General features: G+C 47.9%; 23 protein-coding genes. 11 read left to right on the top strand and 12 right to left on the bottom strand.

All coding sequences use genetic code 11. The features are described 5' to 3' along the window. On the bottom strand, nt 1-1,056 hold a 1,056-nt coding region (locus QMA35_RS16735; RefSeq protein ID WP_281648296.1), incomplete at its 3' end, for an adenylate/guanylate cyclase domain-containing protein. Nucleotides 1,057-1,187: 131 nt separating this feature from the next. Between QMA35_RS16735 and QMA35_RS16740 the strand changes: the two genes are divergently transcribed. From QMA35_RS16740 to QMA35_RS16750, 3 genes are all read left to right on the top strand, one after another. Beyond that, nucleotides 1,188-1,742 (top strand): nitroreductase, encoded by a 555-nt coding sequence (locus QMA35_RS16740; protein WP_281648297.1) that lies wholly within the window; start codon nt 1,188-1,190, stop codon nt 1,740-1,742. Between the two features lie 233 nt (nt 1,743-1,975). Beyond that, entirely contained in the window at nt 1,976-2,464 is a 489-nt protein-coding gene (locus QMA35_RS16745; protein ID WP_281648298.1) for a tetratricopeptide repeat protein, read from the top strand. 2 nt (nt 2,465-2,466) lie between these two features. Further along, the gene (locus QMA35_RS16750) at nt 2,467-3,543 is read left to right on the top strand and encodes a hypothetical protein (protein ID WP_281648299.1); all 1,077 of its coding nucleotides are present in this window, start codon (nt 2,467-2,469) and stop codon (nt 3,541-3,543) included. 61 nt (nt 3,544-3,604) lie between these two features. On the opposite strand, the gene QMA35_RS16755 is transcribed toward QMA35_RS16750, so the two are convergent. The 3 genes from QMA35_RS16755 to rnd are packed head-to-tail and all read right to left on the bottom strand — an operon-like array spanning nt 3,605 to nt 5,555. Beyond that, on the bottom strand, nt 3,605-4,063 hold the full coding sequence (locus tag QMA35_RS16755) for a YcgN family cysteine cluster protein (protein ID WP_281648300.1): 459 nt from the start codon (nt 4,061-4,063) through the stop codon (nt 3,605-3,607). A gap of 22 nt (nt 4,064-4,085) precedes the next feature. Then, a complete protein-coding gene (locus QMA35_RS16760; RefSeq protein WP_281648301.1) occupies nt 4,086-4,385 on the bottom strand; it encodes a YcgL domain-containing protein in 300 nt (99 codons plus the stop codon). Nucleotides 4,386-4,409: 24 nt separating this feature from the next. Further along, nucleotides 4,410-5,555 carry a ribonuclease D gene (rnd, locus tag QMA35_RS16765; RefSeq protein ID WP_281648302.1) on the bottom strand — a complete coding sequence of 382 codons (1,146 nt, stop codon included), beginning with the start codon at nt 5,553-5,555 and terminating at the stop codon, nt 4,410-4,412. Nucleotides 5,556-5,744: 189 nt separating this feature from the next. Between rnd and QMA35_RS16770 the strand changes: the two genes are divergently transcribed. Next, nucleotides 5,745-5,972 carry a hypothetical protein gene (locus QMA35_RS16770; RefSeq protein ID WP_281648303.1) on the top strand — a complete coding sequence of 76 codons (228 nt, stop codon included), beginning with the start codon at nt 5,745-5,747 and terminating at the stop codon, nt 5,970-5,972. Nucleotides 5,973-5,984: 12 nt separating this feature from the next. Beyond that, the gene (locus QMA35_RS16775) at nt 5,985-6,572 is read left to right on the top strand and encodes an MFS transporter (protein ID WP_281648304.1); all 588 of its coding nucleotides are present in this window, start codon (nt 5,985-5,987) and stop codon (nt 6,570-6,572) included. Here the strand turns inward: QMA35_RS16775 and QMA35_RS16780 are convergent. Then, nucleotides 6,550-7,071: a thioesterase family protein gene (locus QMA35_RS16780; RefSeq protein WP_281648305.1), complete on the bottom strand. Its 522-nt coding sequence runs from the start codon at nt 7,069-7,071 to the stop codon at nt 6,550-6,552. The genes QMA35_RS16775 and QMA35_RS16780 overlap by 23 nt on opposite strands. An 81-nt stretch (nt 7,072-7,152) precedes the next feature. Then, a complete protein-coding gene (locus tag QMA35_RS16785) occupies nt 7,153-7,575 on the bottom strand; it encodes a desulfoferrodoxin family protein (RefSeq protein ID WP_281648306.1) in 423 nt (140 codons plus the stop codon). A 140-nt stretch (nt 7,576-7,715) separates the two neighbouring features. Between QMA35_RS16785 and QMA35_RS16790 the strand changes: the two genes are divergently transcribed. Then, nucleotides 7,716-7,961: a YecH family metal-binding protein gene (locus QMA35_RS16790; protein ID WP_281648307.1), complete on the top strand. Its 246-nt coding sequence runs from the start codon at nt 7,716-7,718 to the stop codon at nt 7,959-7,961. A gap of 71 nt (nt 7,962-8,032) precedes the next feature. Here the strand turns inward: QMA35_RS16790 and ddpX are convergent, their stop codons facing one another. Then, entirely contained in the window at nt 8,033-8,614 is a 582-nt protein-coding gene (gene ddpX, locus QMA35_RS16795) for a D-alanyl-D-alanine dipeptidase (RefSeq protein WP_281648308.1), read from the bottom strand. A 130-nt stretch (nt 8,615-8,744) separates the two neighbouring features. Between ddpX and QMA35_RS16800 the strand changes: the two genes are divergently transcribed. After that, a complete protein-coding gene (locus tag QMA35_RS16800) occupies nt 8,745-9,668 on the top strand; it encodes a nitrate- and nitrite sensing domain-containing protein (protein WP_281648309.1) in 924 nt (307 codons plus the stop codon). Here QMA35_RS16800 and QMA35_RS16805 read toward each other — a convergent pair whose 3' ends face one another. Continuing rightward, nucleotides 9,669-10,382, bottom strand: a complete 714-nt coding sequence (locus QMA35_RS16805; RefSeq protein ID WP_281648310.1) for a 7-cyano-7-deazaguanine/7-aminomethyl-7-deazaguanine transporter — start codon at nt 10,380-10,382, stop codon at nt 9,669-9,671. A gap of 386 nt (nt 10,383-10,768) precedes the next feature. On the opposite strand from QMA35_RS16805, the gene nirB reads away from it, so the two are divergent. The 4 genes from nirB to QMA35_RS16825 are packed head-to-tail and all read left to right on the top strand — an operon-like array spanning nt 10,769 to nt 17,641. Continuing rightward, nucleotides 10,769-13,303: a nitrite reductase large subunit NirB gene (gene nirB, locus QMA35_RS16810; RefSeq protein ID WP_281648311.1), complete on the top strand. Its 2,535-nt coding sequence runs from the start codon at nt 10,769-10,771 to the stop codon at nt 13,301-13,303. Between the two features lie 34 nt (nt 13,304-13,337). Continuing rightward, nucleotides 13,338-13,682 carry a nitrite reductase small subunit NirD gene (gene nirD, locus QMA35_RS16815; RefSeq protein WP_281648312.1) on the top strand — a complete coding sequence of 115 codons (345 nt, stop codon included), beginning with the start codon at nt 13,338-13,340 and terminating at the stop codon, nt 13,680-13,682. Next, nucleotides 13,682-14,929, top strand: coding sequence for an FAD-dependent oxidoreductase (locus tag QMA35_RS16820; RefSeq protein ID WP_281648313.1), 1,248 nt, complete (start codon nt 13,682-13,684; stop codon nt 14,927-14,929). The genes nirD and QMA35_RS16820 overlap by 1 nt, the downstream gene beginning before the upstream one ends. A 48-nt stretch (nt 14,930-14,977) precedes the next feature. After that, on the top strand, nt 14,978-17,641 hold the full coding sequence (locus tag QMA35_RS16825; RefSeq protein WP_281648314.1) for a nitrate reductase: 2,664 nt from the start codon (nt 14,978-14,980) through the stop codon (nt 17,639-17,641). Here QMA35_RS16825 and QMA35_RS16830 read toward each other — a convergent pair. The 4 genes from QMA35_RS16830 to QMA35_RS16845 all read right to left on the bottom strand — a co-directional run bounded on the left by QMA35_RS16830 (nt 17,599) and on the right by QMA35_RS16845 (nt 21,514). Then, entirely contained in the window at nt 17,599-17,889 is a 291-nt protein-coding gene (locus tag QMA35_RS16830) for a hypothetical protein (protein WP_281648315.1), read from the bottom strand. The two genes, QMA35_RS16825 and QMA35_RS16830, sit on opposite strands and share 43 nt — an antisense overlap. Before the next feature lie 446 nt (nt 17,890-18,335). Then, nucleotides 18,336-19,061: a TerC family protein gene (locus QMA35_RS16835; RefSeq protein WP_281648316.1), complete on the bottom strand. Its 726-nt coding sequence runs from the start codon at nt 19,059-19,061 to the stop codon at nt 18,336-18,338. Nucleotides 19,062-19,180: 119 nt separating this feature from the next. Further along, nucleotides 19,181-20,935: a hypothetical protein gene (locus QMA35_RS16840; RefSeq protein WP_281648317.1), complete on the bottom strand. Its 1,755-nt coding sequence runs from the start codon at nt 20,933-20,935 to the stop codon at nt 19,181-19,183. A gap of 54 nt (nt 20,936-20,989) precedes the next feature. Beyond that, nucleotides 20,990-21,514, bottom strand: coding sequence for a transposase (locus QMA35_RS16845; RefSeq protein WP_281645370.1), 525 nt, complete (start codon nt 21,512-21,514; stop codon nt 20,990-20,992). Nucleotides 21,515-21,539: the final 25 nt, after the last annotated feature.

Below are 21,539 nucleotides of genomic sequence, written 5' to 3' on the forward strand. Positions count from 1 at the left end.
GTAATCCATACGCTCACGGGTGCCAAAGTTGCCGACATTGCAGTAGCCGGTACTGATGCCCATGCGGATATTCAGGCTTTGAATGATGCCCTGGTTGCGCCATTTCTTACGCATGACTTTCATGTGACGGCGCATCTCTATGGCCATAGCAAGTGCAGCCCGGGCATTTTGCCGATCTCCATGGGATGTCGGATCGCCAAAGAACACCATTATGCTGTCGCCTATATATTTGTCGATAGTGCCGCCGTGGCGAAGGGCTATGCGAGACATCTCATCAAGATAATCATTCAGCAGGGTAGAGAGAGCTTCTGGTTCAAGTTCGTCGCTTAACTGGGTGAAACCTTCAATGTCTGAGAAGAACACAGTTAGGCGTCGTCGCCTTGTTTCAACCCGTTGCATCTTGTCTTTGCCGCGGTAAATCAATTCCCTGACCTGTGGTGACAGGTAGTTAGCCATGGTCGTTGTCAGCCATGTCTGTTTTTGCATTTCTTTTCGTTCAGCCGCCACCTTTTCTACGTACAGGTATTGTCGGTTCCTGAAAAAGTAACCGTGGTATAGGAAAAAGGAGAGGGTAGAAAAAAAGGCTATGCCTTTTAATATCGGATTTGCTTCCAGGGAGAGTGGCAAAGAATAAATGAACCAGGCTGATCCAGCTCCTGAAGTCATCATGACTATCTGAAAGAAGCAAAGCTTATAACCAAAGTGGGATATGCCCTGATATAGCAACATAAGTAGATAGGCTGCAAAGATTTCAATGCCTGGTTGCAGGTAGTAAGCAAAAGCGCTGATCAAGAAAGTATCTATGGAAAGCGTAACAGTATCTCGCCTGACAGGGTTTTTGATTAATTTAGAAATTTTTGTACTGAGCAATGGATAAAGCACTGCCGCAGGTAAAATCCATAAACAGACTGCGCTGCTGATATCCAGAACCAAAGATGTAGCCAGAAGTGATACGGTCATAACCCACAGGATAATGCGATCTCTTGTTGGTCCTGGGTCTTCTGACAACAGGCTGGGAATATTGTCGGAAGAACTATTATTCGTATCGTTCGCCATAGATGGCGATGCTCCACTTACCTTTTTATAACCGCACAGAGTATAGGTTTACTTTGCCTGTGTCGATGGTTGGCTGGCCACTGGCCCTTAGGTAGAGCTATCATGCATTTTTCATATGTGCTGGGGGCTGTATGGACGCGCTGGAACTCTTGTTGTCACGAATTTCTGTGCCGGCATTGACAGAGCCGGGACCAACCCATGAACAATACCAAACTATGATTCAGTCTGCGTTTCGAGCACCGGATCATGCCCATCTTCAACCTTATCGCTTTATTCGGGTTGCGGGTGATCGGCGTCATGCTCTTGGCAAAATTATGCTGAAAGCCGTTCTGGAGCGAGATCCGAAAATCAGTGAAGGACAACAGGCGAGACTACTAAAGAACCCTATTCGGGCACCGGAGCTATTATTGCCTGTGCTTACCCCTAAAGAACACCCGAAAGTCCCAGAAGTTGAACAGGTTCTTTCTTTGGGAGGCGCGGTGAACAATATTCTCAATGCTGCCCATGCTATGGGGATAGGAGCCATGTGGCGAACCGGGCTGATCTGCTATGAGCCTTCAATTGCCCGTGACCTGGGATTGGCTGCCCATGAAAGGCTTTATGGCTTTATTTACCTTGGAGCCCCTGCCGGGAATCGGAAAACCGTTGAGGCTATCAACCCGGAAGATTTCTTGTCTGACTGGTAAGACAGATAACCATAGGCCAGTTCATACCGCTCCTCTAGTACGCTGTGAAGCCGTCAAGGTAACGGCTTCATCATCATTTTTCTTCTCTGCTCCTGATTTTATATAGCTTCAGTGAATATCAGTTCTCCAGTGCGATTCCCAATTGATGGGGGGCTCGCGGTTCACGGCTTGTATCCTTTTATTGATATGTAACGGGGAAGCCCACAATACCGGATGTATGGGAGTAAAGGATTATGAGTGTGCTCAGAAATGTGCTGGGGGCTCTCGGAGGGGATCATCACCTTCTCGGGAAACTGCAGGATGGTGTAACAATTGCCCAGTTCAAGAATATACCCGATAAGGTTCTTGAATCGATATATGCCCTTGCCTATAGCCACTACCAGAGCGGTAATATTCAGGATGCCCATGATTTGTTTCTGTACCTCAGCTTTCATGATCACACTAATGCTCGTTTTGTTGCCGGTTTTGGCGCCAGCTGCCTGAAACTGGGTAAATATGAGCAGGCCGCACAGGTACTCGAGCAGGCTACAGAAATGGATCCAAATGATCCGGGCCCAGCACTTAACCTCGCCCATACCTGGGAATCTCTAGGGCAGAAAGATCAAGCTCGTGATGCGCTGTTGGTTGCCTCTAACAGAGCCTCAAAGGATGCGCAGTTCCAGCCAATTAAAAATATTGCCGACTCCATGATGGAACGTATGGCATCAACGCCGGGAGAATAGCTATGGGTATAGATAGCGCTGGTGGCGTTCAGCACGCCCAACAGGCAAATTATAACCACCAACTGCAGGAGGCGAAGTCAAAGGAACAAGTCGCAGCAGGATCTCTTGGGGTTGGTAACAGTGTTGGTTATTATCAGTCTGGCCTTCAGGTTTCGGCAGGGGAAGGCCAGGTTGTGCCGATAGCGGAGCCTCTTCCTGGTTCAAGAAGTTTCCCTGTTAATACGGGTGAGTTGGAGGCCATGCTGCAGGGGCTTCAGGCGGAGTCAGAAGAGACTATTAGCCAGACCAACATACAGGCCACTCTTGCCAATCAAGAGAAAACCAAAAGCGTTCGTGAAAAACGTATTCAGGATTTGGAATCCCAGCTTGATCCTGCAAAGAATGATAAAAAAGATAAATGTTCCACGGCCAAAATTGTTATTGGTGCGCTTTTGCTACCTGCTGGTGCTGCGTTGATTGCTGATGGTATTCAAGATAAGAAAGCCGTTAAGGCTACAGATAATGCCCATAAACAGATGTTGGGGGCACATTTTGGCGAAGGTGCAGGGCAGGTGGAGTCTTTTTCAAAGGAATACGCGAAAGATTCTTTTGAGGAAGATTTTCTGGGGAAACCTGTTGACACCCAAAAACACCTGACTCAGTTAAACGAACTGAAAGCCAAGGGGGTGATTGATGACGATCTTCATCAGGATTTGAGTCAGATGGTTGCAGATGGCGCCAGTCCGGATGCCATCGATGATCGTATCCTTAATGATGCGATTCAGGGGTACGTCGATGGAACCTCACCCAAGAATGAACAGATTGAGCGTTTAAGTGAGCGTATTGCCAGCAGGGAGTTGAGTGGCGGAGATACTGATGATGGTATCCGCTCTGTTGAAAGTGATTTGGCTCAGGCGAGGGCGGTGCAGGCCAATGATGATGACTTTCAGCAGTTCCTTGCTCAGCTGGCCATGATGATGGAAGAGGAGCAGAAAGGACTCAGTGAGGTTATTGAGAATCTGCAAAACGGTCAGACAGTTACCCTTGAAGGTGCGAAAAATATGATACATACCAAAGGGCAGATGAACCCAACTGTGTAACAGTGAGTCCCCATTTCTGAGAAAAAAGTCAGGCAATCTGCCTGACTTTCTTATTGCCGGTTTACTCAACCCAGTTAATGACGTGCTCTTCCCAGTCTTTCTCAGGAATCCGGGTATCTGGAATAACCCGGTCTTTCACCGAAATGCCCGCAAGGTGAACAGTTTCCGTAGTACCGGATACCAGAGGATGCCACTCCGGCAGGTCTTTACCTTCTGAAATCATGCGATAGGCACAGGTACTTGGCAGCCAGTGAAACTCTGGTACATGCTCCGGTTTCAACCATATGCAGTTAGGCACCTTGTTATTGCGATCTTCGTAGATGGTGCAGCGGCAATTGTCTTCCTGAAGGTAGTGGCAAACCAGTTCTGTGTAATACACATCACCGGTGTCTTCATCTTCCAGTTTTTGCAGGCAGCAGCGGGCACAGCCATCACAGAGGGATTCCCACTCGTCACGGCTCATCTGTTCAAGGGTTTTGGTTTTCCAGAAGGGTTTCTGGCTATCAGTAATCTGGGTCATTCAACTCTACAACGGAAGCCCGTTATTGTGGATCGTTAAAACAAAGCAACTCATCAGGCAGGGTGATGGCATAGTCATCTTTATCCTGATCCTGAGTGATCTGCAGATAATAGCCCTGGCTGCTGATTTTGCTGAGAACGTCTTCAGTATCTGCCTGGGCCAGTTTGCGTTCCGGGGTGAGTACAAGGTCGGCTACGAGAAGGGGATCGCCCATCAAGTCATTCAACTCTGAAGGGATACTCTCAAGTCCTTTCAGCTTGTTAATGTAAAGGTATAACCCTTTCTGACGCTCTGTCTTGTAGACAGAAACAACCATTTTCATAACTGTACTCCCCGTTATAAATTGTTATTGATGCTTCTGAAAATTCAGTGAATTTAAATGTTGAATCATCGGTTTGAGCACCTCTTCTACCCGCCATCCGGTTACGTTAGCAGGGAGGGTGAATTCTGATGTTTTCAGCCAGCCTCTCAGCAAACTGCCGGTCCAGACCTTTGAAGGAATTAGCTCTGGCAGTAATCCCAGCTCCGCAGCCTGGTGCTTACAGAATTTCTTAATGGCATCCACACAGGGCTGTACTCTCTTTGGCAAAGGCCCTGCGGGTGGTTCTGGCCAGTCGGGCTTTGGTACTTGCTGTCCTTTATTTACCTGCATCAGTATTTCATTGCCAGACTGACGAATTGTTTGTGGTTTCAGGGTTTTAATCTGGCGCAAATCGTGGGGGGTTTTCGGTTGAACCCGGGCCAGATCCCATAGTGCCCCCGCCGGTGCCAGCCGGTTTCGGGACAGGTTTCGTTCCCGGGCTTGAGTTTCCCGCCAGTAACAGAGCTGCTGAAGCACAGCCAGTTGTTGTGGGTTGAGTTTCCATGACAGTTTTACATCCCGCCAGGCCTGTTTTGGATCGGTATCTGTACCAACAGATTGAATCTGGCGTTCGCAGTCTTCCCTGTGCCAATCGGAAAACCCTTTGCCTTCTAGAGCCTGAACCAGCTTTGGGTAAGCTTTGCCGAGGTAGAACACATCCAGAGCCGCATAATTGGTTTGGGACTGGGTCAGAGGGCGAGCGAGCCAGTCTGAGCGAGTTTCGCCTTTGGAAACACTGATATCCAGCAGTTCAGCAATGAGGCGCTGATAGCCCATGGAAAAATCCAATCCAGCATAGGCGGCGGCAATCTGTGTATCAAAAACATTCACCGGAAGTTGCCCGGTCAAGTGCCGAAACAACTCCAGATCCTCACTCATGGCATGCATGACTTTGGTGATACCCGGATTCATCAGACATTCAGTAAAAGCTGTCCAGTCAGAAATTGTCAGGGGGTCAATCAGCCAGACATCATCACCCACACCAACCTGAATCAGGCCCGGGATCGGCCAGAAGGTTTTGGTCCGCATGAACTCGGTATCCAGTGTTAACCAGGATTGCTCCTGCCAGAGGGCGACAGCCTGATTGAGCTGTTTGTTCTCGGTTAGCCAATGGATATGGGGTTGAGACATGCAATTACCGGAAAGAGGGAAAACCCGGATTATACGGGGAACTGTGGCTATCGGCCATTCCGTCAGCCAGGCATTTTCAAGGCGTTAGTCATTGCGTGTACCAAAGGGAATGAGGTGGCATACTCGAATCGCTAAGAAGAACTGGATCTAATAACAACTGGATTTAATAACAACATCAGGGATACGCTTATGACCAGAAATGTCTGGGTTCTTTTCCTTGCTCAGGCTATGGCCTTTTGTGCAACACCATTGATGGTGTTTGCCGGAGCTCTGGCCAGCCGTGATTTTGCTCCTTCTCCTTCTTTATCAACACTGCCTGTTGCTGCTGTTTTCATGGGAACCGCCTTGTCTGTTTATCCGGCCGCCCTGTTAGCAAAACGCTTTGGTCGCAAGGCGGTGCTTATGGGGGGGCAATGATTGTGGGTATTGTTGCCGCGCTCTCACAGCGGCTTTCTGGTTGCGGCATTGAGTGCAGGTGTTGGTTATGGAGTAATGAGTTTCATTATGACCGCGACCCCAATAAGTATGCATGAGATAGATGCCTTCTCGCTGGTAGATACCAAGCTGGTTATTCAAAGTCATATCCTGGCGATGTTTGTTCCTTCTTTATTTGCCGGACGCCTGATACTTCTTCTTGGGCATGTGAAGATGATTACCTTGGGGCTATTGGCTTATGTCTTATGTGTAGTGATTGGGGTGATTGATAATCAGTGGCTGCATTACTGGTGGGCACTGTTACTGCTGGGTATAGGGTGGAATTTCTTGTTTGTGGCAGGTACATCACTGTTGCCGAAAATGTACCGGGCGGAACAGAGTCATCAGGCTCAAGGTATCAATGATCTGCTGGTGTTCTGTTCCCAGTCTTTGGGCGCTTTAACGTCCAGTGTTGTGTTGTACCAAGTCGGCTGGGAAGGGCTTCTTATCCTGATAGTGCCGATTCTCGTTGCCATGTTTGGTCTGCTGATGTTTTGGATGCATCGTGGCAGACCACAGGCTATGCCTCTTGGGAATGCGTGAAGCTTTCAGTTTTTAAAGCTTGCTGGCTGTTGAGCCAGGTAGTAATAACTTCTGGTAGAGGTTGAGCGTCTCCGAGAATATCTTCAGGAGATACCAGCCTGCCTTTTTTCAGGCAGGCTTCTTTTACCAGACCAGTGGCAAACAGAGTGTCACCAGAGTGGAACTCTTGGTGGTAGTAAATATATTTTCCATCCCAACCTGCGATCCTGGAATACACGTCAAAGTGTTTTAATCGACCAATCGGTTTGATATAGATAAGTTGCTGGGCTGCAATCATGCGGGCAGAAAACTGCCCGGCTAATGCCAGTCTCGCGCCATGCCAGAGTGGAAAACGCCCCAGCTCCATAATATTAAAAAAGCGTTGATTGGGCAGGTGATCCCGTAACCTGAAATCATGAGGCCATGCCCGAAAGCTGGATTTTGATGTTTGATGAATAGAACGTTTGGGTGATAGGTAACAGCGAATTAAAATAATGACGAGACGAAAAACCAGATTCATTTGTGTACTTCTTATTAGCGGCTTTTTGTTGGGAGTATTGTCCGGCTCAAGGGCAGTGCAGGCAATGATTTTTATGCGGAATTACACTGTCGCCTGAGCCAGCCAAAGGTCATGCTTATTGCATAAACTGGTTGCATAAATTAGCCCGGAGTAATCATCCAGTTTGAACAGTGATACGGGCTTTTTCTCTATTTTCGGATTAAAAAGTTTTTCGTCAATAAGGTTGTAATCCTGATCAAAGATCTGGTGTTTGACGATGTAATGTTGATAGCCGTTCATTTCATGGTTTGTTTCCACCCGAATGGTTTGTCCCTGTGGCGTATCTACCGGGGTGATAATGGGGAGGTGGCTTTTCGCTTTGTGGGCAAAGCGCCCGGGCCGATCTGCAGTAAAGATCAGGTTGCCGAAAACATTATGGCTGGTGGGGGTTTTACCCATCGATGGAAAGGTGACAATTGCACCTGTTGCCACAGTTCCTGCATATAAAAAGAAGCGTCTGTTCATGATGAAATGGCCTTTGATAATGCTAGCTATGAAATGCCTCCTAGGCATAAATACGCATGCATGAGAATGCGTCAGTGCAGTATCGTGACTGCACATTAATGGCTAGATAATAGCCAAGGTAAAATAGTTAAGAGGTATATATGGCTCAGTCTGTACATGGTCGTAATGTTTTGAAGCTGGTTCTGGAGTCTGAGCAGGCACAATCTCGTGAACAGCTGCTGCAGGTTATTGCCAGCGAATTTGGTGCAGATGTTGAATTCCACACCTGCTCTGTTCAAGGTCTGAGCGCAGAAGCACTGCTGGAACTGTTTCTGGGTAAAGGTAAACTGGTAGAAGGCTCTGAAGGCATCGTTGCTGATGCCTCTAAAATGTGCAGTCACAACTAATAAATTGTTCAGGCGCTACTAATGTTCAGGCATTACTAATGTTCAGGCACTGCTGCGCAGTCAGTAGTGCTTTAACCCTTTCCTTCCTCTCCCATGAGATGTGTACCTGCCAGCCGATCAGTAAGAACCGGGTAGCGGTCGAGGGTCGGAAGCTCATAATGCCACCATTCATAAGGGTGACACCGGAACCCCGCCGTATGCATTAATCCTGCAAGTGTCAGCCTGTTCCTTAATGCCTCATCACTGATAGACGTGTTGTTGTGGTGCGCTATCTCTCTGAAGTCATCGAACCCTGTACCCATATCAAGCAGTTCGCCGGTTTTGACAGATTCCAATGTCAAATCAACAGCAATGCCCCTGCAGTGGGTTCGCGGGCCATTATCCGGTGGTGATATATAACGGGAGTCAGGATGGTAATTCCAGAGTTTCTGTTGGGCCTCCAGTGGTCGGAAGGTATCCCAGATATGGAGCTGGAGCCCCAGTGTTGCAGCGATTCTTCTGGCAGTTTCTAGCTTTTTGGCAGTATCCCTGTGCACGTAGGCTTTGGCCTTGGTATAAATTTGCTGGCCAGTAAAGTTATTGTCTGTGGCCAGGCGAATATCCAGTGTTATTCCGGGCATTGAGTCATCAAGCTGAACCAGTGAATCAAGCATTCAGGTGTACCATTTTTTTAATCGGTCTTCAGACAGGGTAGACAATAGGTTTTCTGGCAGCCTGCCGGATAACGGCACAGGACATGCATATACAAGAGGAAAGCAAGAAAAAGTATAAGGATAAGTTGCTATGGCTTATCAAGCCCTGAGAAAAATAGCTGAGGAGTTTGACCAGTTCGCGGAGGAGGTGGCATTTGATAATGCTCCCCGAGATCTGATACGCAGGCACCGTAACAGACAGCATGGGTTAGCGTTGTGTGCACAGATGTTGAGCCTGATCGGCCATATTCAGCACCATCGGGGAGCCAGTCTGGCTGTATTAGCCGGAGACGTGTTTTTTGAACAGCGCCTTGTGAGACTTCAACATCAGATACGCAATCAGCTTGATCAGCTATTGCTGGAAAAAAAGCAGCTGAACCTTCAACTGGTGCTGGGATTGTATCAGGAATGGCTAACTCTCAGTCGCCAGTGGCGGCAGGATAAACCTTTGACCAATTATGAGCTGCATAGTCATCTGATAGAGCAGCTTCTTCGCCTGCTCTGGCAAACAGCCAGACAATCAGAGGGTGACTGCTTTGTTGAAGGTGTTCCGCTTATGCGCTTTGTTCTGAATGATCTGGCGCGGCTAAAGGAGTTGGCTGGTCAGATGCGAGGGCTGGTTTGTCACCGGCTTTATTTAACAGAACCGTCCCGTCGCCTGAATGCCCGGATTGTATACAGCCTGAGCGAAGCTCAACGATATATTGCCAATGTACGTGCGACTATGACTAACTTTGTAGCGTTGCCAGACAGCCAGAAGAAACTGTTTGACCCAGCTATTACAGTACTGGCAAGAGAGAATATTATTCCCCGGCTGGAGGCAGTTATTACGAGAGTTCAGTCTTTGCAGGGTGGGAAAAGTGATCCGGTGAATTATTTTAGTTTGATGACCCGAATTATGACTGGGCTGGAAGAGGCTCTTCAGCAGGGGCTGAACGGCATAAGCCGTTCACCGGAACCTGCTTTGGTGGCATGGATAGAGGGTTCCCCAAAAAGCTCTATCCATGACAAGTAATCAGGTTGCCTGAGATAGACTGGTGCTTGCATCCGCAGCTTGTTTCTGTGCTGTTTTTTTTATTAGAAACGTCTGTAGGTGTTTCAAGAGTACGCCATACAATGGAAGGAACAGAGCAAGAGAAATAGCCAGCTTCCAGCCGTAGTCCACTAAGGCAATCTCCATCCAGTTTATAGCCATGAAAGCATCGGTGGATTTGTAAAAAGCGATACTGAAGAAGCTGATCGTATCGATCATATTACCCAGAATCGTTGAAGCTGCCGGGGCAATCCACCACGCCTTTAACTGACGAAGACGATTGAATATGGTTATGTCCAGCATCTGCCCAATCAAATAAGCCGAGAAGCTGGCAAAAGCGATACGAGCAACAAACATATTAAAGCCGTTCAGGCCTTCAGGTTGATACCTGCCTTCATAAAACATCACCGAAACCAGATAGGAAACAGTCAGGGCTGGCAGCATGGCGCGCAGAATAATCTTTCGGGCTGGTTGTCGGCCAAAGATGCGTACAGTGAGGTCGGTGGCCAGGAATACAAATGGAAATGTAAAGGCTCCCCAGGTTGTGTGAAGGCCAAACATCTGAAATGGAATCTGAACCAGATAGTTGCTGGCTGTGATGATAGTGATGTGAAGCAGTGTCATGGTCAGAATCAGTTGTTTGTACTGACTGGTGTCTGATTCTGTGGAGATCGCAGAGAGATCAATCCTTTGCATTATTTACCTTTTTCGTTAGCGCGAGGTAAGGGAACTCGAAGGCGCCGGATTGTACAGGTAATTCTTTTTTTGTCTATTCGTGTGTTTTCTTATATCGACTATTGTGCAGAAGGTTTGTGAGTGGATTTCGTTTTATCGCCTCATGCTGGTGCATGTGACTTTAGGTGTTGAGTGTGGTGTGCACCTGTTTGGATTTTGTTAAGGGTTCTTGTGGTCCAGAACAGAACACCTTCAAGCGATTTTTATGATTTCCAGTCGGTAGATTGTGTCTTAACTACTTGAAAAATATAGGAAATGGTTGGCTGGGCACGTTGCGTGCTTTAAAAAGGCAAAGACAAACTGGCAAGACGCCATAAGAATTAAGCCTATAAGCGCTGGAGCCGTGTATGAGTAATAAAGAATCACTTGTTGTTGTCGGTAATGGCATGGTCGGCCACCGTTTTATTGAGCAACTTATACAGGCGGGTGGCCTCGATCGTTATCAGGTTACGGTTTTTGGTGAAGAGTCTCGGCCAGCCTACGACAGGGTTCAACTGTCATCCTGGTTTACCGGCACATCTGCTGAAGAATTATCAATGGTTCCAGAGGGTTTTTATGAGCAGGACGGTGTTGAACTGATTCTGTCTGATAAGGTTTGCACTGTTGATCGTGAACTTTGTGAAGTTCTTTCCGAGTCGGGCCGTAAAGTCAGTTATAACAAGCTGGTACTGGCGACTGGCTCTTATCCTTTTGTTCCTCCAGTTCCAGGTCATGATCGTGACGGCTGTCTGGTTTATCGCACTATTGATGATCTGGAAGCTATTGCTGAAACAGCACGGAACTCAAAGGTCGGCGCTGTTGTAGGTGGTGGATTGCTCGGATTGGAAGCTGCCAAAGCTCTGAAAGATCTTGGTCTGGAAACCCATGTTGTGGAATTTGCTCCACGGTTGATGGCTGTTCAGGTTGATGAAGGTGGCGGCCAGATGCTGCGCCGCAAGATCGAAAACCTGGGCGTAAAAATTCACACTTCAAAAAATACCCAAAACATTGTTGATGGTGATGGCACCGTTCACCAAATGCAGTTTGCTGATGGAGAAGTGCTGAATACTGATTTGGTATTGTTCTCTGCCGGTATCCGCCCAAGAGATGAGCTTGCTCGAGAGTGTGGTCTGGAATTGGGCGAACGTGGTGGCATTGTTATTAACGACCATTGTCAGACATCCGATACCAATGTTTATTCCATTGGTGAATGTGCTTTGTGGAGCGGCCGCATTTTTGGCCTGGTTGCGCCCGGCTATCAAATGGGTCAGGCCGCTGTTGATCATCTTCTGGATGTTGAGAGTACAGGTTTTACTGGTGCGGATATGAGCACCAAACTGAAGTTAATGGGTGTAGATGTTGCCAGTGTTGGTGATGCGCAGGCACGCACACCTGGTGCACTCAGTTACCGCCTTATAGATGAAGAGAAAGAAGTTTATAAGTCGCTGGTTGTCTCGGGTGATAAGAAGAAAGTTCTGGGTGCTGTGCTGGTTGGTGATGCCGAAGAGTATGGTTCCCTGTTGCAGATGGCTCTTAACGATATTAAGCCGCCCCAGAACCCTGCTGAATTAATCCTGCCTCAAGGTTCCGGTGAAGCACCCAAAGGTCTTGGTGTTGCTGCTCTGCCGACTACGGCGCAAATCTGCTCCTGTTTCAACGTTACTAAAGGTGATCTTACTGGCGCTGTAGCTGGTGGTTGTCAAGACATGACTAGCTTGAAGAGTGAAACTTCTGCCAGTACTGGTTGTGGTGGCTGTACAGCTTTGGTTAAGCAGGTTCTTGATCATGAGCTTGAGCAATTGGGTGTAGAAGTTAAGAAGGATATTTGCGAGCACTTCCCATACTCCCGCCAGGATCTTTATCACCTGGTGCGTGTCGGTGAAATAAAATCCTTTCATGAGATGCTTGAGAAGTACGGTAAGGGGAAAGGGTGCGATATCTGCAAGCCTACCATTGGTTCCATCCTGGCTTCTTGCTGGAATGAGTATGTTCTGAAAACTGAGCATGCTCCTTTGCAGGACACCAATGATTATTTCCTGGCGAATATGCAGAAGGATGGCACCTACTCTGTTGTACCCCGTGTGCCCGGTGGTGAAATTACGCCAGAGAAACTGATCGTGATCGGTGAAGTTGCCCGGGATTATGAGTTGTACACCAAGATCACCGGCGGTCAGCGCATCGATTTGTTTGGTGTGCGGGTGAATGATCTTCCAGCTGTGTGGAAGCGGTTAGTGGATGCCGGTTTCGAAACGGGCCATGCCTACGGTAAATCCCTTCGAACAGTGAAGTCCTGTGTCGGGCAAACCTGGTGTCGTTATGGTGTTCTGGATAGTGCGGGAATGGCTATTAGGGTTGAGCAACGTTATCGCGGTTTGCGGGCGCCACACAAAGTCAAAATGGCAGTGTCTGGTTGTACCCGTGAATGTGCCGAAGCCCAGAGCAAGGATGTTGGCATTATTGCTACAGAGAAGGGTTGGAACCTCTATGTCTGTGGTAACGGCGGAATGAAACCCCGTCATGCTGATTTGTTCGCTACAGAATTAAGTGATGAGCAACTCATCAAAACGATTGATCGCTTCATGATGTTCTATTTGCGAACGGCAGGCAGGCTACAGCGGACGTCTGTGTGGATGGAGAACCTGGAGGGAGGCCTGGACTACCTGAAAGAAGTCATCCTGGAAGACAGTCTCGGCCTGGGTGCTCAGTTGGAAGCAGAAATGGCTGCCAATGTCGATGCCTATCAGTGTGAATGGAAAACCACACTGGAAGATCCGGAAAAGCTCAAGCGCTTCCGTCACTTTGTTAATACCGATGAAGGTGATAGTAACGTCGTCTTTGTGAAAGAGCGTAGTCAGATTCGTCCTGCCAGTCAGGAAGAGAAAATTATCGCAAAAAGCGCCTGAAGAATTCATTAATAAAACGATAAAGGTAAGCATTATGGAATGGGCAACGGTTTGCAGTGCTGGTGAAGTGACAGAGCTTTTGGGTATTGGGGCGCTGATTTTTGATCATCAGGTTGCAGTGTTTAAAGTCGATGGGGAGCTGTACGCCATAGATAACTTCGATCCTTTCAGTCAGGCCAATGTTTTATCCCGAGGAATTGTTGGTGACTTAAAAGGGGAGCTTGTTGTGGCTTCGCCCATTTACAAACAGCACTTTTCTTTGAAAGCTGGAACCTGCCTTGAAGATGGAACGGTTTCCATTGCTGTTCATCCGGTGCGTGTGCAGGATGGTATGGTTCAGGTGGCATTGGGTTCTCCTGTCAGTCAGCAGGCTGCTTAATGAAGAAGCTGCTTGTTGTGGGGAATGGCATGGCCAGTGTCCGGTTTCTGGAGTTACTGACTGATAATCCAGAGCACGGCTATCACATCACGGTTCTTTCTGCGGAACCTGTCCCTGGATATAACCGGATTATGTTGTCACCGCTTTTGGCCGGCGATCTTGAGGCTGGTGGCGTGTTGTTACGTCCTGCTTCCTGGTACCGTGAACGTGGCATACAGCTGCATTGTGGTTCTGATTATAAAGCAGTTGAAATTGATCGGGCGCAGCACCTGGTTAGAGCTGAAAATGATGGATTGTTTGCCTACGACAAGCTTATTCTGGCGACGGGATCTCGTCCCTTTATTCCAAATATTCCTGGCTCAGATCTCACTGGTGTTATGGGTTTTCGCACATTGGATGATGTGGAAGCTATGTTGTCTGTTGCAAAAGCTGGTGGCCGTGTTGTCGTTGTCGGTGGAGGCTTGCTTGGACTGGAAGCGGCCTGCGCATTGCAATCTCAGGGTATGCAGGCGACGGTGGTTCATAGTCGTTCGGTATTAATGAATCGTCAGCTTGACCTGGATTCTGGCGACCTGTTGTTAAAGAGCCTGTCTGCAAAAGGTTTACAGTTTGAACTGGCCTCCCGAACAGTAGCACTTCATGGCGAACAGGGAATTGTTTCTGGCGTTGAATTGAGTAGCGGAAAAGTATTACCTGCTGATCTTGTTGTTTTTACCGCAGGTATCCAAGCCAATATTCAGTTAATGCAGTCTGCAGGTTTGCCTTGTGATAAAGCTCTGCTTGTTGATGGTTTTTTGCAAACAGAAGATTCTGCTATTTTTGGTCTTGGTGAATGTGTTCAGGCTGAAGGACAAACCTTTGGTTTGGTCGAGCCGGTTTATAAACAAGCAAAAGTGCTTGCTGATGTTTTGCTTGAAAAGGATGTTTCAAAGTTTGTTCCTGCAGAAACAGCAACTCGATTGAAGGTGACAGGTATTGATCTGTTTTCCCTTGGAGATTATGTCGGCGATTCACCCTCGTTAGAGGGCATAAATGATGAATTGGTGCTCAGTATGTCATCCCGGGGAATTTACCGAAAACTGGTAGTACGAAATAACAGATTGAAAGGTGTATTGCTTTACGGCGATGTGTCTGATGCAGCCTGGTATCAACATTTATTTGAATCTGGTCAGGATATATCCGGCATTCGGGATTTGATGATTTTTGGTCAGGCTTATATATCACAAGATGCTGCTGAAGCGGCTTGATCATAAAGCCAAGTATAACTCCAACAAAAATTCCTTTGTGGTGTAAGGGTGAACACTATTTCTGTTGAAAAATCCTGTATTAAAACAACGTGTGCCTATTGCGGTGTGGGCTGTGGTGTTCAGGCTCAGGTAGAAGACGTTGATAATCATATTGTAAAAATAGTTGGTGACACTTCTCACCCTGCAAACTTCGGTCGTTTATGTTCAAAAGGTTCTGCTCTGGGGGACACCGTTGATTTAGGTGACAGGCTTTTAACCCCTCGTGTTGATGGGCGGGAAGCGAATTGGGATTATGCTCTTGATAGTGTGGTTTCAAGGTTAAGGGCAATTATCGACCAGCACGGCCCGGAAAGTGTTGCTCTTTATGGTTCAGGTCAGTTACTGACAGAAGATTATTACGTTGCTAATAAGCTGATGAAGGGTTTTGTTGGTAGCTCCAATATTGATACCAATTCCCGTCTCTGTATGGCTTCAACTGTTGCTGGCCATAAAAGGGCGTTTGGAGAAGATATTGTTCCTGGCTGTTATGAAGATCTGGAGCAGGCTGAATTAATTGTTCTTGTTGGCTCGAACACGGCCTGGTGTCACCCGGTTATTTATCAGCGACTTCAAGCCTCTCGTGAAGAAAGCTCCGCGAAAAAGCTGATTGTTATTGACCCCCGTAAAACAGCAACCTGTGAAGGAGCTGATCTTCACCTGCCTTTAAAACCGGGTACAGATACCGTACTTTTTGCCGGTCTTTTGGTGTGGCTTGCTGACAATGGTGGCATCGATAATCACTGGCTGCAGGCTCATACTGAAAACTTTGAGCAATCTCTGGACAATGCCCGTGAACTTGCTTCCAGTCTGGATAGTGTTGCTGAAACCTGTGGTCTGAATCTTGAAGACTTAAGAACTTTCTATTCCTGGTTTTTGAAAACTGAGAAAACCGTTACAGCCTGGTCTCAGGGGGCGAATCAGGGGTTCGATGGTACTGACCGGGTGAATGCCATGATTAATGTACATTTGGCAACAGGTCGTATTGGTAAACCTGGATGTGGGCCTTTCTCTCTGACTGGCCAACCTAATGCTATGGGCGGCAGGGAAGTTGGTGGTTTGGCAAACCAGCTTGCCGCTCATATGGATTTCAGTAATCCAGATGATATTGATAGGGTTCAGCGTTTTTGGGATGCGCCTAACATGGTGGGGCAGCCGGGATTAACGGCTGTTGATATGTTTGAGGCTATGGAACGTGGTGAAATCCGGTTTGTCTGGATTATGGGTACCAACCCGGCTGTAAGTATGCCCGATGCAGGTAAGGTTCGGGCAGCTCTTGAGAAGTGTGAGCATGTTGTGGTGTCGGACTGTCTGCAAAACACTGATACCAGTGCTTATGCTGATATTTTGCTTCCTGCCGCTCCCTGGAGTGAGAAAGATGGGACAGTGACTAATTCCGAACGGCGTATATCTCGCCAGCGGGCACTGTTTCCTCTTGCTGGTGAGTCAAAACCCGACTGGTGGATTCTTTCCCAGGTTGGGAAACGTCTGGGTTTTGATCAGGCTTTCGATTATGACTGTAATGCTGATGTGTTCCGGGAACATGCCCGTTTGTCGGCTTTCGAAAACTCTCGGGAACAAAGTTTTCGGGCGTTTAATTTGTCTGGGTTGGTTCCAGTAACCAATGAGCAATACGAAAGTTTTGCACCGCAAATCTGGCCGATTCTGGATTCTTTAGAATCGGATGAACAACGTTTCTTTGCGCAAGGCAACTTTTCTACACCTTCGGGTAAAGCTAAGTTTATTGTTCCTGATAAAGTGGCTGGCATTACCCTGGATTCCGAATTTCCTCTGCTTTTAAATACTGGTCGTATTCGTGATCAGTGGCACACAATGACTCGCACAGCGCGAGCTGTCAGGTTGAATCGCCATATCAGTGAGCCTTTTGTGCAAGTGAATCCTATCGATGCAGATGATTTCAAACTGCTAGATGGAGAGCTTGTAGAGGTTTTATCCAGCAATGGGCGTGCGATTGCCAGAGTTCAGGTTGATAGTGGGATTGTGGCCGGACAGTTGTTTATGCCTATGCACTGGACACGAGAGTTCAGTCGCGGTGGGCTTGTAGGGCCTTTGGTGCACAACCGTACAGATCCCGTTTCCCGGCAGCCGGACAGTAAAGCCACCCCGGTAAGAGTCTCTCCTTATAAGGCTTCCTGGTATGGGGTTCTAATCAGTCGGCGGCCGTTTGAATTGCCAGAGGTTGATTACTGTGCCGCAGTGAGAAGTGAAGGGTGCTGGCGTTATGAGTTAAGCCATGGCGATGGGCAGGATGTTGTTCATCAATTGTTACCAGAAGGGGATGTGATATCGCTGATGTCCCGTGCAGGAATGCAACGTCAGGCAGTTGTTGTTGATGGCTGTATAGAAGTGCTTTTACTGTTCTCGGACAAACCTCTTGATATCGATAGGCAATGGCTTGAACAGCAGTTTCAGGGGGTAAAGGTCGGCTGGAAAGTTCTTGCTGGAAGTGCGGGCTCTGGAAAAAGTCAGGGGCCTGTGGTTTGTGCTTGTTTCGGTGTTTCAGAAGCTGCAATCTGCAAGGGCATTGAGCAAGGGTGGGATAGTGTGGAAACTATTGGTCAGAAGCTGAATGCAGGAACTAACTGTGGTTCCTGCATTCCTGAGTTAAAACGCTATCTCCTTGAGTGTAAAAATAAATTAGAGCTGGCAGTGTGACTGCCCAGCTCAATAATATCCGCTCGGATGGGGCGGGAGAGGCTGGATATTTCCATTTGCCACTGGCTATGACAGACCGGGCATTTGAGTTTCAATGTTCCCATCTTCTGGCTCCATAGCCTTGCCATAGGGATTTCCAGTTTGCCATTACATCCATCATGGCAGCACCAGCTTACGGAATTACCATCACAGGCGGCTTCAAAGTAGGTGCCGTCAAAGGTAAATCCATCGAACTGGGGCGAGTTCATTCAGTGCTCCTGTAGAGCGCGTGCATCTCATTCAGCCTGGTAACATGAGCTGGTGCCAGTCTGAATTCGGTTGTCTCAATTCTGAGCAGGGTATGCTCATACTCCTCGTTAAACACAGTGCAACTCCCGACTGATACCTGTTCAGGTCGGCAGTTTTCTGCGTAGCTTTCGAGTCGTTTTACCGTGGCCTCCATTTCGCTCCAGCTGGAAAAGGACTGAGGCTTGGAATAGGGGTCGTATTTGAAGGGATAGTGGGAGCAGGCTGTGAGGGTCAGCAATCCAACACTGGTTATAAGTGGGCGGAATCCTTTCCAGAACATCTTACACCTCTCTGGTACTTCTCAGGTAAAGCTTTAACGGGTTCCTGTTTATTGTAGATGAGGAGGATATAGCGGGGTGTCAAAGCCCCGGCGGGCACGGGGCGATTGAGAGAGGGAGTGCAGTGTTCAGGTGCTGTTTTTTTGTTTTTTCAGGTTGGCTTGGCGAATATTGAGAATCTCCACGCCCAGTGAAAATGCCATGGCGAAGTAAATATAGCCTTTTGGAATATGGAAGGAGAGGCTTTCGGCGATCAGGGAAACACCCACCAAAATCAGGAAGCTCAGAGCCAGCATTTTCAAGGTGGGGTGTTTGTCGACAAAGTCCCCGATAGGTTTGGCCGCAAATAGCATAATGCCTACAGCAATAACAATGGCGATAATCATAACCGGCAAATGTTCAGCCATGCCGACTGCAGTAATAACAGAATCCAGGGAAAAGACGATATCCAGAATAGCGATCTGTGCAAGGGTCATGGCAAAGCCGGATGCGATTGCCTTTGTTGGGGAGTTCTCTTCTGTGCCTTCAAGAGATGCGTGAATTTCATGAGTACTTTTGGCTAACAGGAAAAGGCCACCACCAAGCAGAATAATATCTCTGCCGGATACAGAGTGTTCAAACAAACTGAACAAAGGCTCAGTCAGTCCTATAACCCATGCGATTGATACGAGTAGCAGGATGCGGGTTCCCATAGCCAGAATAAGGCCAAGAATTCGGGCTTTATCTCTTTGTTGCGGGGGGAGGCGGCCAGCAAGAATACTGACAAAGATAATGTTGTCGATACCCAGTACAATTTCAAGGGCTGTCAGGGTAAGGAGGGATACCCACGCTTGAGGGTCGCTGAGCCACTCCATTCCTGAACCCTTTTCTATTGCGATACCTAGAGTTAAATAGCTTTTAAATGAAAACGCCACTGCAGAGCAGAAGCGTTTTCATTGATTGCTTATTGTTTAGCTGGTTTGATGACTCACTATCAGCTCAGGCACTGCAATTCAAAGTGACGGAATGTCGAGAATGTACCTAAATTTTCAGGATCCGGGCGGCCATTGTTGTAGCCTTCAACTTGAAATCTGCCGTTTTCATCAATAACCATGGAGAATGTCTCATCTCCGTTGTCCAGAAGATAGGAGTCCCCGTGGGTTTTGGTGACGGTGTAGCCTGTTTGGGTGGTGCCCCCCAGATTCTCTACCTCTGTTCTGGCATTGGCTTTCAGGGATGCCCTGATATCATCCGAGTCTCTTGGTTTCAGGAAGTTGCTGCCTTTGTAGAGAATGAACTCGGCTGTTCTGTCGTAATCTTCGAGCAGCTTCTGTTCAATCTCCCCACGTGTTGTTTTGTCACTGGCCACCCTGTCTGTGTAGCCGCACAGGGCATCGATTGTTTCTCGGCCTCCAGTCAAACCACTGTAGGTCATAAAGTGAGGACTGGTAGCCGCATCTCCGGAAGCTGCGACAGTCAATGAGGGGCCACCATTTTTACCGCTAATAACTGTGAAATGATCAGCAGGCTTGTCCTGCGCTACAGGGAATGTTGTAGCGAACTGTTTGTTCATCAGCCCCAGGTTTGCTCCATGGGTTTTGGCAAAGCCCTGCTTTTCACCGGCAGCCTGGAACCAGAGTTGCTTCAGTAACCTTTGAACTTCTCCCTTTTCCTGTTCCTCCAGATTCTGGCCAACGGTTTCCATCCATTGGTGAGCAGGGCCAGGAATCTCCATGCCAAGGTAGAAAAGGTTGCGGTTTTCAAAAGTCCTTAGCTGACAAACTTCTTTGTTGATGGCTGTGAGCATATCACCCAGAACCGGAATATCTCTGTTGATTCTGTTCTCTCTTAAATCCGCGATAACCTCTTCGAGAAATGCTTTGTCCTCTTGAGGAACTCTGGAGCGTAAAGGAATAAGCTCCTGCTCCGTTAACCCCAGGGCGCGAGTCATCTCTTTTCTGCCAGCTGGTGAAAGTATGGCTCCAAGGTTGCCGGTGAATGGATGCAGAGCCTCATGAAGCTGACTCTTGTAGCTCTGTTGGAATTCCACATCAGTGGCGAGAACATCCTGAAAAGCAGGGAAGGTGCTCAAGTCTTCATTTTTAATGGAGGGGCCTTCCCACGACGCTACCCCATATTGTTTGGGATGAGTGACAGGACAGTGATTCAGGAACTTATTTCGGGTTGGGCTTTCCTTGCCACCGGCACAAATTAACAGGTCGGCTTCAAAAACTTCCTGTTCTGGCTGCTTGGGGTTTTTCTCACTACCAAGATCATATTTCTTCTTGTATTGAGCTCTGACCTTGTATCTGCCTCCAGCGTGGTCAGGTGGCTCAACCATAGTTAGCTCGTGGGCAGCCAGTCTCTGGATTCTGGGTGGGTTATTAGGGTCGGAAGACACAAGCTCTGACAATCGTTTATGCAGGGCGTCTTCGAGAGCCTTAGTCACTACATGAATTGAACCATCAGGTTGCAGTTTGGTTTTACCGCTGCCCGGGGCAAGGAGCTCGTCAAACTGGTCGCCAAGATAGTGACGGAGATCTTTGTCCCATTGGTTATCCAGACGCACAATCTGTGGGCGATTGTAGAGAGTGTTTCTCTGTTCCAGAATAACAACCTCTGCCCCTTTTTGATATTGGCGCATGGCAGAAATCAACCCTACCGGTCCACCACCTTCAATAACCACTTTGGGGTGTTTGGGCTTCCGGTTATGGGAATCGTGCATAAATTGGAGCTGAGCCTCGTACATAACCGGTCCAGCGAGCTTCTCAACTTCTTCCAGCTGTTTATCACTACTGTCCGGTTAAGCATAAACCAGTTCCAGACTCCCCTGATTCTGGAGTGAATTGACTTCCATGCTATCCGGCGGATCACTGAATAATTCCAACAAAGAGCAACGGCGGGTCAGATTAAGACTGACTCTTCGGGCTATTTGCTGTAACGACAATTTGCAGGGTGTTGTGATCTGAGCCAGGCGCAGCAGGAGGTAGGCAATCATTGCTGTGAGCACCTGTATTTTTACAGCATTTTCACTGCGCCCAAGGAACCGCTTCACCTTCAGATTCTGCTTAATCCACTTGAAGAACAGTTCGATTTGCCAGCGGGATTTATACAAGGCGGCAATCTCTGCAGCACTTCTCTTTAGATCGTTACTGATAAAAACCAGTACTTTGCCGTCTTCTTCCCGGCAAATCTTGACCCGCCTGAGATCAGTTGGACAGTCCTTTCGACCTTTGTCAGAAGAGAGCCTGATGATTTGGTCTTCCAGGATAGAGTCGTCTGTCGTTTCACGACATTCAACGACTTCGTAAACTGCTGAGGTTTTCATCCTGCCCACAAACTGCGTGCCCTGA

Origin of the sequence: Parendozoicomonas sp. Alg238-R29 (genome assembly GCF_947331445.1) — a bacterium.
Taxonomy (GTDB): domain Bacteria; phylum Pseudomonadota; class Gammaproteobacteria; order Pseudomonadales; family Endozoicomonadaceae; genus Sansalvadorimonas.